Source organism: Actinopolyspora sp. BKK2, assembly GCF_011291845.1.
In the GTDB taxonomy this organism is placed as follows: Bacteria; Actinomycetota; Actinomycetes; order Mycobacteriales; family Pseudonocardiaceae; genus Actinopolyspora; species Actinopolyspora saharensis.
Map to the genome: position 1 here is coordinate 1 of NZ_JAANTE010000018.1, position 11330 is coordinate 11330.

At 65.7% G+C, this 11330-nt stretch carries 10 protein-coding genes; 6 read left to right on the forward strand and 4 right to left on the reverse strand.

Annotated features, from left to right (window positions below):
- Positions 1 to 173: 173 nt before the first annotated feature.
- Both G9Q41_RS21360 and G9Q41_RS21365 read left to right on the forward strand, forming a co-directional pair.
- Positions 174 to 1094: an aminoglycoside phosphotransferase family protein gene (locus tag G9Q41_RS21360; RefSeq protein ID WP_165634017.1), complete on the forward strand. Its 921-nt coding sequence runs from the start codon at positions 174 to 176 to the stop codon at positions 1092 to 1094.
- 69 nt (positions 1095 to 1163) lie between these two features.
- Positions 1164 to 1676, forward strand: a complete 513-nt coding sequence (locus G9Q41_RS21365) for a hypothetical protein (RefSeq protein ID WP_165634018.1) — start codon at positions 1164 to 1166, stop codon at positions 1674 to 1676.
- Between the two features lie 148 nt (positions 1677 to 1824).
- Here the strand turns inward: G9Q41_RS21365 and G9Q41_RS21370 are convergent, their stop codons facing one another.
- The 3 genes from G9Q41_RS21370 to G9Q41_RS21380 all read right to left on the reverse strand — a co-directional run bounded on the left by G9Q41_RS21370 (position 1825) and on the right by G9Q41_RS21380 (position 5295).
- The gene (locus tag G9Q41_RS21370) at positions 1825 to 2829 is read right to left on the reverse strand and encodes a hypothetical protein (RefSeq protein ID WP_165638179.1); all 1005 of its coding nucleotides are present in this window, start codon (positions 2827 to 2829) and stop codon (positions 1825 to 1827) included.
- A gap of 121 nt (positions 2830 to 2950) precedes the next feature.
- The gene (locus G9Q41_RS21375; protein ID WP_165634020.1) at positions 2951 to 3940 is read right to left on the reverse strand and encodes an NAD-dependent epimerase/dehydratase family protein; all 990 of its coding nucleotides are present in this window, start codon (positions 3938 to 3940) and stop codon (positions 2951 to 2953) included.
- Positions 3941 to 3942: 2 nt separating this feature from the next.
- Positions 3943 to 5295 carry a nucleotide sugar dehydrogenase gene (locus G9Q41_RS21380; protein ID WP_165634026.1) on the reverse strand — a complete coding sequence of 451 codons (1353 nt, stop codon included), beginning with the start codon at positions 5293 to 5295 and terminating at the stop codon, positions 3943 to 3945.
- 430 nt (positions 5296 to 5725) lie between these two features.
- Between G9Q41_RS21380 and G9Q41_RS21385 the strand changes: the two genes are divergently transcribed.
- Together G9Q41_RS21385 and G9Q41_RS22830 are read left to right on the forward strand one after the other, a co-directional pair.
- Positions 5726 to 7570, forward strand: a complete 1845-nt coding sequence (locus G9Q41_RS21385) for a DEAD/DEAH box helicase (RefSeq protein ID WP_347567630.1) — start codon at positions 5726 to 5728, stop codon at positions 7568 to 7570.
- Entirely contained in the window at positions 7567 to 8094 is a 528-nt protein-coding gene (locus G9Q41_RS22830; protein ID WP_165634022.1) for an SWIM zinc finger family protein, read from the forward strand. The genes G9Q41_RS21385 and G9Q41_RS22830 overlap by 4 nt, the downstream gene beginning before the upstream one ends.
- 174 nt (positions 8095 to 8268) lie before the next feature.
- Here the strand turns inward: G9Q41_RS22830 and G9Q41_RS21395 are convergent, their stop codons facing one another.
- Positions 8269 to 9246: a WYL domain-containing protein gene (locus G9Q41_RS21395; protein ID WP_165634023.1), complete on the reverse strand. Its 978-nt coding sequence runs from the start codon at positions 9244 to 9246 to the stop codon at positions 8269 to 8271.
- Positions 9247 to 9379: 133 nt separating this feature from the next.
- On the opposite strand from G9Q41_RS21395, the gene G9Q41_RS21400 reads away from it, so the two are divergent.
- Entirely contained in the window at positions 9380 to 10387 is a 1008-nt protein-coding gene (locus G9Q41_RS21400) for an ATP-binding cassette domain-containing protein (protein ID WP_165634024.1), read from the forward strand.
- Complete coding sequence (locus G9Q41_RS21405; protein WP_165634025.1) at positions 10384 to 11187, forward strand: ABC transporter permease; 804 nt, start codon at positions 10384 to 10386, stop codon at positions 11185 to 11187. The genes G9Q41_RS21400 and G9Q41_RS21405 overlap by 4 nt, the downstream gene beginning before the upstream one ends.
- Positions 11188 to 11330: the final 143 nt, after the last annotated feature.

Below are 11330 nucleotides of genomic sequence, written 5' to 3' on the forward strand. Positions count from 1 at the left end.
CGCCGCGGCAACCCCGCCAGCATCTGCCCCGCGAACTCCTCGATCCGCGGAGCCACAACCTGCATCTCCTCCGGTGTCACACCTCCATCATCACACCCACCACCAACGAGTTAACAAAGCCCTACTAATGAATCTCTTAGTAACCCATTGGGACCACCGAGCAAGGACGCGACATGGATGATGCCATCACTGGCACCGATGAGAGTGAGCTCGATGATCCGGAGGAAGAGCTCGACCGTGCACGCCGGAGCGCCACTGCGGCTGTGAACACCACGTTCGCTTCTCCACCCCTAATCGGCTTGGGCGGGCGCAGTGTAGTCTACCTGTCCGAGTATGCGGTGCTGAAGGTCTACACCCACCGCCAGCAGGGAAGTTGCCGCCGTGAGGCCGTGGGGATACACGCGGCCGCGCATGCGACCGACCTCCGCGTACCCGAAGTAATCGCTCACGATGAACGCCACGGAACTCTGGCCTGGCTGGCCACCACGCGTCTCAGCGGTACCCAGCCCGCGTCCCACGAGGCAACACAGACGCTCGGACAGATCGCCGCCCGGCTGCACAACGTGCCCGTCGCTCTTCTCGCCGGTATGCCCGACCATCGTCGACGGCTGCACGAGCTACCGGAGGGCACCAGTCCCGCCCATGCGGCCGCTGGCAAGCTCGACTCCGCCATGGCCGAAGCAGCGCCAGCGGCGAAGGCGTGTTGCACCCGCGAGCGTGGATTCGTGCACGGGGACTTGTCCAGTCGCAACGTCCTGCTGGCGCAGGGACAGGCTCCCGGCGTCATCGACCTCGAAGACTCGGGCGTGGGTTGTTTCTACGACGATCTCAGCACGCTGGTGCTGCACGAGAGCCTGCTCGGTACGCGCAACAGGCGCGTGCTGCTGGCCGCCTATGATGCCGAACGTCGCCGAGTGAACCCCGCTGCAACAGTCGTGCACTCCGAGCACCTCACGTACCACCTGGTGCTTCGCGCCCGGTGGATATTGCAGTGGACCATCCACTTCGACCCTGAGCTGGCCGAGCTGGCCGAGCAGATCATTGCCCTGGTCCCGTGGCTTATCTCCGCGTTGACCGGGCTCGAGGCGGTATGAGCGATGCCGATCCTCGCCCCCGCAGGTGCACCCTGAGCTGAGTCAGTTCCTGCTGGCATGCTGGAACACATGACCAAAGATGGTTTCGAAATCGATGAACACGGGGTCAAGAAGGCCGTGGAGGAGCTTCAGAAGGAGTTCGACAAGCACTCCGTTCGGATTCCAGTGGAGACGGACGGTGCCGCCCCTGATTCACTTCCCGGCACGTCGGTTCACCAGACCATCCATCACGCTCCGGTGATCTACAACAGCGGTGATGGCGCTCAGATGGCCTGGAACAATGACAGGGTCACCCACACCCACAACGAGCACTATGACATCGCTTCCGGGTTCGAAGAGCTCGCTCGAACTGTGGCGACCATCCTTGATGAGCTTCCCCAGACAGACCTGAGCGAGCAGGAACGCCAGGAAACCGAGCAGTCAGCCCGGGACGTGCTCACGGAAATCACCCAGCCCGCCCCGGAACACGGCAAGGTTCGGAAAGCAGTGCGGGCGCTGCAAGGCTGTCTGACCCCGCTACTCGTTGGTGGCACCCAAGCCGCAGCCCAACAGTGGGCCCAGCAGCTCACCGCTGCCCTCTGAAGCAACTCCAGGCGTTCCCTGAATCCTCACTCACTGTGACGACGAGCGCTTTTACCCAGCTATACCGCCCATCACCGCCGGACTCGTCACCTATGTCCGTCAAGAAGGGAGCCAGCGCCTGTCCGTTGAGGTGCATCCGCCGTGCACTTCAGGCGAGTCCGAGCGTCTCCCGGTGCTTCCAGGTCAGAAGCAGGCAGCTGCGCGCTGAATCCCGCATGCCTGAATGATCGGCGTAGTCGCGGAGGTACTCCGGCTCGAACGGGATCCCTCGGCCGTTCGGTCCGGTGAGGATGGTTCCCTCCCTGCCGTGCACGACGATCTGCGCGAAAACATCGTCGAATACCGCGTCATCGATGACGCAGGCGGTGATTATTTCCGCCTTCCAGGTCAGCGGATCCAACCCGATTCCCAACACCCACGGACGTACCTGTCCGGTCGACCACGCTGCGTCCAGTTCTCGATACGGCCACTGCCTGCGGTAGTCGGGCCGCGGCAGGCCGCGCCCATAACTTTCTTCGACGCCAAGGAACTCCTCGGCGTACTCACGCAGCATCATCCGCCACAGGTCGAGGTCCTCGGCGGTGGAGAGCTCGTCGGCGTCAGCCGGGCTGAACTCGCCTGCGGGCACCGCTTGGAGCATGCCCGGAGCCACCGCCACCTGGTCGTCGCTCCTGCGGTGGAGGAAGAAGCTCGCGCCCTGCGTGGAGTGACGGATCGTCAAGGTGAGTACTCCTAGCCCGGTCGCACGGCGAGACAGGTCGAAGGGGTCGGCGACGAACCGTCGATAGTCACCTGCGAATGGATCCGCCGCATCCACGGCCCGTGCGGAGGCTTCGTAGGCCAGGAACTCCGTGGTGTCGAGGTAGTCAAAGTAGTTCCCGAGCGTGAACCGCAGCCTTAGCCGTCCGTCGAGCGACTCGATGCCGACAGGTCGGTAGATCCGCCCGTTGAAGAGCTGGTCCATCCCAGCGAGCTGGACCAAGGCACTCCCGTAGCTGGCTAGTGGACGGCCGTCCGATCCAGTGGGCAGCAGGCGGGAACTGTGCTCGCGGCAGGCCGCCAGCGGCGCGTCGTCGGTGGCACGGGCCCAGTCGAGCTCGATCGCGTCCAATGGGCAGGGGTCTGGCAGCATCCATCCTGGCGCGGTGAGCATGGATACCGTATCGTCCCGCCACTCGGGCAGGGACGCGTGCCAAGCAGCCGCACGCAGTGCGGACTGGCGGGAGCGCATCCCGCCGACGACTCCGCGGAAGTATTCGTGCGCGTCGATGACGCTACTCCGCCCCGTAATCGGGAAGTTCGGTCCACCAGGGGTTCTCCTTCGCCCACGTGACCGTGCGACGAAGGCCTTCCTCGAGAGTGGTCGTGGCTCGCCACTCGAGCACCTCGGCGGCCCGGGAGGTGTCGGGCACGCGGCGGCGCAGATCTTGATACCCGCTGCGCAGCGATGGGGACGTGTTGATGCGCTCGGCTCCAGTGTGCCCGCTCAGTCGGCAGATAGTATCCACGGCTTCGTGGACGGAGGTCTCGCGTGAGCTACCAATGTTCAAGCACATGCCCTCGGTGCCCGGTGTGGACGCGGCGCGCAGGGTTGCTTCGACCGCGTCGTCGATGAAGGTGAAGCACCGTGTCTGGCCGCCGTCGTCGTACACGACCGGCGGATTACCACGCAGCGCACGATGTACGCTGCGGCTGATGACGAACGCGGGACGCTGCCCGGGCCCGTACACGTTGAAGTAGCGCAGCACGGTGGCGCGGACGCCGTGCCGGTGCGCGATCGCGAACGCGACGTGTTCTGCCAACGCCTTGCTCGTGGAGTAACACCAGCGGTGTGTCGACGTGCTGCCCAGCACCCGGTCGTCGTCCTCGTGCCACGGCACCTGGGGGTTCTTGCCGTAGATTTCGCTGGTGCTGGCCAGCACCACTTTGGCGCCGGTCAGTTCGGCCAGCTGTAGGACGTTCCTCGTTCCCTCGAGCGCGGTGTCGATGACCTCCAGCGGCCGGTCGAGATAGCGGTCTACTCCGACGCTCGCGGCAAGGTGGAAGATCGTTTCGACCTCGTCCGGCGCGACAGCGGCGAGATGTTCCGGGTCACGGACGTCGGCGTTGACGTACTTCACCGTCCCGGGATGCTGGGAGAGGCGAGTCTCGCGCGGCGGAGATGCTGCGTCCACGACGACGACCTCATGCCCCTGCATAAGCAGACGTTCCACCAGATGGCTGCCGATGAATCCACACCCACCGGTCACGACGAACCGGGACATGCTCACCTCCCCACACCGCGGTAGCGGAACCCACAGTTTTCGAGGTCGGCGATCGTGTCCCCGTTGAAGTAGGCCCGCCCGTCGAGCAGTAGACACTCCTCGTTTGCCGCTCGTCCGAGCTCTCCGAAATCGAGCTCGATCATCACCTGGTGCCAGGCCAGAACAGCGATGCAGTCGACACCGGCGACGGCATCGTAAGCCGAGGCGCACGGAGTTGTGTCGAACTTCGATGCAATCTCGTCAGGGTCGGCGAGCGGATCATGCACGGTTACCACGACGCCTGCGCGGCGCAGCAACTCGACCATCGGCAGTGTGGGTGTCTCGCGCAGATCACCGGTGTTGTTCTTGTAGGCCAGTCCGAGCACGGCTACCGCGGATTTTTCCGGTTCCCGGTCTCGGTTGCGCAGGTCGTCGAGAACCATCTCAGCGGTGTAATGCGGCATCGAGTCGTTGACCTCTCGGGCGGTGGTGACGGTGCGCAGCCCCACGTCTCGGTCCTGCGCTGCTCGCCACACCATCCACGGGTCCTTGGTCAGGCACGACCCGCCGACACCGACGCTCGGCAGTAGGACGTTCACCGGTCCGTTGCCGCGGTGGATAGTGTTGGCTGCGGAAATGACCTGGAGCGAATCCACTTCGAAGGCGGCGCAGAACTTCCCCACCTCGTTTGCCAGGGCGATGTTGTGATCGATCCACCAGTTGTTGACCAGTTTGACGATCTCGGCTGCTTCGACCGATTCCACCGCACGGACGTCGACACCGAGGCCGCGCTGCCAGAAATCCTGCGCCGCGCGGGAGCTGTCCGGGCAGACCCCACCAACCACGATCGGAAACGTAGCTAGTTCGTGCAGCGCACTGCCTTCCGAGAGTCGCTCCGGGCTAAAGGCCACGCCGAAGTCCTCGCCGCAGCGTAGCCCCCCGTTCTCGAGGAGCGGGACGACGAGGTTGCGGGTCGTTCCCGGAGACACCGTGCTTTTGGCGATGACGAGCTGGCCGTGCCGCAGATGTTGACCGAGTTCTCGGCATGCGTCGACGAGCTGTTCGTCAGCGAGGGACCCGTCGTCGCGTGCCGGTGTACCAACCACCACCAGCACCACGTCGGCCTCGGCGGCGGCGCGGTAGTCGTCGGTGACCTGCAATCGCGGTCCGCCCAACCACCGGGTCATGAGCTCGCTGAGGCCGGGCTCGTTGACTCGGACGTGTCCGGCAGCGAATTCCGCCACGCGGGTGGCATCGTTGTCGATACCGATGACGTGCACGCCCCGGTCGGCCAGGGCACCGGCCACGCACGAGCCCACGTATCCGAGTCCCACAACGGCAGCGGTCGGTTGCTCAACATCCGCTAGAAAACGCACACCCGCTCCCCTCAACCCTCGATCGGGTGGGATTGATGCTGGTTCTGTGAACGTCCGGCGAAAGCAGCTTCCCCCGAAGCGTCGTCACCGTATCCGGGTTCGGATTCCGCTATGCAGGAGCGACGTCGTATACATCGGGATTCCTACGCACATGCGTGATGACGATTCGCGAGCGTCTGTGTGGTGCATCACTCTTACCAGCGTGGCTGCGTCGCCGGTGACGAGCGCATCGTCATGGACCGAGCGACGTTCAAGCTCAGGGCGTCACGATCACCCGGTCCGACGCGTCCACGATCCCGCAATCGGGAGCGGCAACCATCCTCGGCTGTCGCGTAGGATGGATGTCCTGGTTAGCTACACGTTTTCTGGGACAGTGAATCTAGTCGTGCCGAGCGCTGCTACTTCCCCGTCACACCGTCCGCTTCCAGGTGTGTTGCAGGCGAGTTTCGTTGTCGAATCGGACGGTTTCGCCTGGTGGGGTGTCGAGGATCCGGCCATGTGTGCTGAGGGGGTGGGGCTGCCGGCCAGGGATGAGACCGCGGTGACGATGGCGCTGCCGGACAGCACGGCCAGCACGATCACTCCCTGTACCGTGCCAGCCGTGTTCGTTGCCGCGGATGCCGCGGTGGATGCGCTGTCGGCGTGGCATCCACGACCGGGTACAGGGCGGTCGCTGCAGGTCTGGGCGCGCATCGCCAGTGCGATTCGGGCCGGGGAGTCCACCGACGACCTGATCGACGAGTTGCCGACCGCTGGGCATGCCGTACTCGGTCTGGACCGCAGCACCGTGTGGTCGGCCGCGTCCGCGATCGATGCGGCTCGCCGCGCGGGCACGCACACCCAGCAACATGGGTCGTCCACTGTGCACGGTGTGCTGCGTCCTTACCAGCGGGCAGGGGTGGCCTGGTTGCGCGCTGCGGCCGAGCATGGCGGCGGTGTGCTGGCCGATGACATGGGCCTGGGCAAGACCGTGCAGGCGATCGCGCTGCTGCAGCAGTGCCGTGAACACCCCAATCTGGTGGTGTGTCCGACGTCGCTGCTCGGCAACTGGGCGCGTGAGCTCGCCCGATTCGCCCCGGACCTTCCGGTGCTGACTTACACGGGCCCGGACCGGCAGCGTGCGTGGGATGTGGTTCGCCCCGGCTCGGTCGTGCTCACGACCTACGGGGTGTTGCGCAGCGATACCGCCCTGTCTGACACGGTCTGGCACGCCGCCGTGCTCGATGAGGCGCAGCAGGTCAAAAATCCGGAGTCGCAGGGCGCGCACGCGGCCCGTGCGCTGCCGGCCCGGTTGCGCATTGCTATGACCGGCACTCCGGTCGAGAATCGCCTCGACGAGCTGTGGTCGCTGATGGCGTTCACAAATCCCGATCTGCTCGGCACTCGCGCGCGGTTTCGGCGGCGCTTCGCCGCGCCGATTCAGCAGAACCGGTCGCAGGCCGCCGCCGCACGCCTGCACGAGATCGTCGGTCCGCACATCCTGCGCCGCCGCAAAACCGACGTCGCCCCCGAGCTGCCGAGCAAGTTGGAGACAACGGTCGTGTGCGGTATGACCGACGAGCAGGAGCGACTCTATCGCAGCAGTCTGGATGACGCCTTCCACGATGGTCTCGGGTCCGGCCTCGGCCGCCGCGGCCAGATTCTGGCGCTGCTGACGCGACTCAAGCAGATCTGCAACCACCCCGAACTCATCGCCGATGACGGTGCAGCGTTGGGTGGTCGTTCCGGCAAGCTCGACCGGGTCGCCGACATGCTGGCCGAAATCACCTCCACAGGGCAACGCACGCTGGTGTTCACGCAATACCGCCAGACCGGGCAGCTGCTCACTGAGCATCTCGGCACCGAGCTGGGCCTCAGCGAGGTCCCGTTCCTGCACGGCGGGCTGAGCACCGAGCAGCGCCAGCACATCGTCACGCGATTCCAAGACGATCCCGACGGCCCACTCGTACTCGTCCTGAGCCTGCGCGCAGCGGGGTTCGGCCTCAACCTGACCCGGGCCACGCACGTGGTGCACTACGACCGGTGGTGGAACCCGGCCGTTGAAGATCAAGCCAGCGACCGGGCACACCGAATCGGGCAGCAGCACACAGTCACCGTGCACACCCTGGTGACCGAACGGACGCTGGAGGAAGCCATCGCCGACATGCACGAGGGCAAACGCGCGATCGCGGGGATGGCCACGGGGGAGTCCACCAGCATCGACAGCGATCTGGCGCGCCTGTCGGATGACCAGCTCTACGAGTTGCTCGCCCCGAACAGAGGAGGTCGGCGGTGAGCGATGTCGGCACCACGGCCTGGGGGAAGGACTGGCAGCGGCTGGCCGAGCCGACCTCACTGAGCCGGCCGGACCCTGCACTGCCCAAAGCGCGCTCGCTGGCGCGCCACGACCACGTTCACAGCGTGCAGCTGCAGCCCGGTGAGATCACCGCGGTCGTCGAGCACAACGGCACACACCACGTGCGGGTGGAACTGCCCGTCTGGAGCGAGCACCAGCTGCAGCACGCCCGAGAAGTGGCCACGGGCGGTTCCGATGATCTGTCCGACGCCATCCACAACGCACTCGTCCAGGACGGCCAATCACCCTGTCCCGGGCACAACGCGATCACCACCACCTGCAGCTGCCGCACACGCAAGCGCCCCTGCGCGCACATCCTGGCCACGTTCTTCGACATCGCCCGACAGGTCGACCACCGGCCCCGGCTGGCCCTGGTCCTGCGCGGCATGAGCGATACGCACGCCACGACCACCACTGCCCGCATCCCGATCGGCCTGCTCGACCCCGCGCACTTCTACGAGTAGAAACCGCCAGCAACCGGTGACGTGGCCGAACGGTGCCGAACTGGTCGCGGACTTCGCCCCGCGGATGCTGGTTCGCTGTGCCGTCCCAGCGCGCCGCGCCGTTGCTGCTGACTAGTCTGCAGCGCATCAGCACGGCACACGATCCGCTCGCGGCGATCCCCGTTCCGACCGCGGTCAGTGCTGGGAACGGGAACCCGCGTTCAGCAGCCGCGCACCGAGCGAGCGGGCGAACGCGGCCAATTCCGGCGACTCCACGATCTCGAACTCGTAATCGTCCGGCATCCATGCGATGCCGAAGATGAGTTCTGGTAGGTGATCGGCACTGATCGGCAGCAGTGTGGTCGTCTCTGATTCCGCCCGGGCGTCTTGGGCCCAGGCCCCAACCTGTGCGCGGAGCTCGCTCAACGAGGCGTGGAGGCGCAGTAGACCGACGTGGCGACGGGCGAACCGGGCCGCGGCCGCGTTGGCGATTTCGGTCGCGCGCTGCACGCCCAGCTCGTGCGGGCCGAATCGCGTTCCAGTCGCGACGAAGGAGTCGATGTGGTTGACCTGGAACGCTTCCCACGATGCGCCGTGCAGATCCCAAGCGACGAGGTACCAGCCCTGTTCGACGGAGATCAGGCAGTGCGGTTCCACGAAGCACGCCGCGCGGGTGCCGGTCGCGTCGGTATAGCCGAACCGGACACGTTCGCCGTCCCTGCTAACGAGTGCGAGACGGGCGATCATCTCGGGCGCCGCCGACGAGGAGGACTCGGGTACGGCCGGCATCGTGTGCGACTGTAGCGCGGATACCCTGCGCCGCAGCCGCGCGGGCAACAGCTGCTCGAGCTTGGCCAACGCCGACAGCCCGGTCTCGGTGGTGTGCTCTGCGGCACGGGCGGCGACCGCGCGCAGACCCACTGCCAGCACGACGAGCTCGTCGTCGTCGAGTAGGAGGGGCGGCAGGTCGCCTCCAGCTTCCAAGGAGTAGCCACCGTCGTAGCCGCGCTCGGCGGTGACGTGGTATCCGAGCTCGCGCAGTTGGTCGATGTCGCGACGCAGAGTGCGCTCGCTGACCCCGAGCCGATCGGCGAGCTCGTTGCCGGCCCAGAAGCGACGCGTCTGCAACAGGGACAGCAGCCGCAGTACCCGGGCGATGGTGGGACGGCTCATGCGCACCTCCTCGGGTCGCTGACCTGGGTTGGTCCGCAGAGGTGGATCCGCGTACAACCGATCGTGTTGATCACGTAATTCCGGTCAGATCCTGACCTAAAGGATTTGTAGCATGCCTGGCATGAGTGTGAAAGTGATCGAGGCCGAACGGCTCACGAAGGCGTTCGCCTCGGGCAACAAGCAAGTTCAGGCGGTCCGCGGGCTCGACGTGCAGGTCGATCCGGGCGAACTGGTGGCCTTCCTCGGGCCGAACGGAGCCGGGAAGTCGACCAGCCTGCGGCTGCTGTCCACTCTGGTGGAACCGACCGGAGGTGCCGCCCGCGTGGCCGGGCACGACATCCGCACCGATCCTGCCGCAGTGCGCAGCAGGATCGGCTACGTCGGGCAGATGAACAGCGCTGGGCACAACCAGCGTGTCCGGGACGAAATCATCATGCAGGGACGTTTCTACGGGCTCACCAAAGACACTGCCGCGCAACGCGCCGACTCGCTGCTGAAGAGCCTCGAACTCGACCGTGTGGCCCCCCAGGTGGTTTCCTCTCTGAGCGGTGGCCAACGACGCCGTCTCGATATCGCCATGGGACTGGTGCACGCGCCGACGCTGCTGTTCCTGGACGAGCCCTCGACAGGCCTCGATCCACAAAGCCGGTCGAACCTGTGGCGCCACATCCACAACCTGCGCGACAAGTACGCCACTACGGTGTTTATGACCACTCACTACCTCGACGAGGCCGACGCGTTCGCCGAGCGGGTCATGGTGATGGACCACGGGCGGGTCATCGCCGATGACACCCCCTCCGGGCTCAAGGCCAACCTCATCGGTGAACGGGTGGTGCTGGAGTTCGATTCGCACGCCGAGGCAGAACTCGCGCTGCCACACCTGCACGATCGCGTGCCCGCCGATGCACTGCAGGACCTCGACCGGCGAGGCAACACGGTCGAGCTTCCTGTGCACAACGCGGGCCAGCGTCTGCCGGAAATCGTGCTCGTGTTGGCGCAAGCCGGGGTGGCCGCGCGCAGCACCGAGACCAGGCGGCCCACACTCGACGACGTTTTCTTCGCGCTCACCGGCCGGACCCTGCGCGAGGCCGGAGTTGCGGCCACTGCCGAGGCCTCTGGCACGGAAGAGGAAGCAACATGACGACGTCCACTGACTATCGGAGCACCGTGATCCGCCCGCAGAGCAAGACCTTGTACCCGAACAGCTTCCCGATCGACGTCTGGCTCGTGTTCCTGCGCGAACTGCGTCCCGTGCTGCGGGACCCGATGTCGGTCGTATTCGGACTGCTGCAGCCGCTGATTTTCGTCGGTCTGTTCATGCCGCTGCTGAGCAGCTTCAGCGGCGGCGAGCTGGACCTGCACTGGTTCGTGCCCGGTGTGCTCGTCATGGTGTCGCTGTTCGCCACCGCCTCCACCGGATCGAACCTACAGTTCGACATGCACACCGGTGCGCATGAGCGGACGCTGGTCCTCCCGCTGCGGCGCGGTCCGCTACTGATCGGCCGCGCGCTCAAGGAGATGGTGCCGCTGACGGTGCAAGCCTGTGTTCTGGTAGCCATCACGATGCCGTTCGGTTTCCTGCCCGACCCAATCGGTGCGTTGCTCGGATTGGTGATTCTGGCGGTGTTCGGCGTGGGATTCGGCGCGCTGAGCTATGCCTTGGCTCTGGCGGTGAAGAACCAGGACTGGATGTTCTGGACGATCCAGCAAGCGGTGCTGTTCCCCCTGATGATCCTGTCCGGCATGCTACTGCCGCTGGAACAAGGCCCGGGATGGATGAGCATAGTCGCCGGGTTCAACCCGCTGAGCTACGTCGTCGACGCTGAGCGTGCCCTGTTCGCCGGTCAGTTCGGCTCGGAGGCGCTACAGGGAGCTGCGGCTGCCGCGGTCGTCGTACTGATCGGCCTGTTCGTCGGCACACGGACGATGCGCAAGGCTTGAGCGTGGCGGGTAGCGACTAGTAGGGCTTTGTTAACTCGTTGGTGGTGGGTGTGATGATGGAGGTGTGACACCGGAGGAGATGCAGGTTGTGGCTCCGCGGATCGAGGAGTTCGCGGGGCAGATGCTGGCGGGGTTGCCGCGGC

Excerpts from the sequence above, each read along its gene's own strand:
- G9Q41_RS21360 (WP_165634017.1), top strand. The coding sequence starts at position 174 with ATGGATGATGCCATCACTGGCACCGATGAGAGTGAGCTCGATGATCCG.
- G9Q41_RS21365 (WP_165634018.1), top strand. The coding sequence starts at position 1,164 with ATGACCAAAGATGGTTTCGAAATCGATGAACACGGGGTCAAGAAGGCC.
- G9Q41_RS21370 (WP_165638179.1), bottom strand. The coding sequence starts at position 2,829 with ATGCTCACCGCGCCAGGATGGATGCTGCCAGACCCCTGCCCATTGGAC.
- G9Q41_RS21375 (WP_165634020.1), bottom strand. The coding sequence starts at position 3,940 with ATGTCCCGGTTCGTCGTGACCGGTGGGTGTGGATTCATCGGCAGCCAT.
- G9Q41_RS21395 (WP_165634023.1), bottom strand. The coding sequence starts at position 9,246 with ATGAGCCGTCCCACCATCGCCCGGGTACTGCGGCTGCTGTCCCTGTTG.
- G9Q41_RS21405 (WP_165634025.1), top strand. The coding sequence starts at position 10,384 with ATGACGACGTCCACTGACTATCGGAGCACCGTGATCCGCCCGCAGAGC.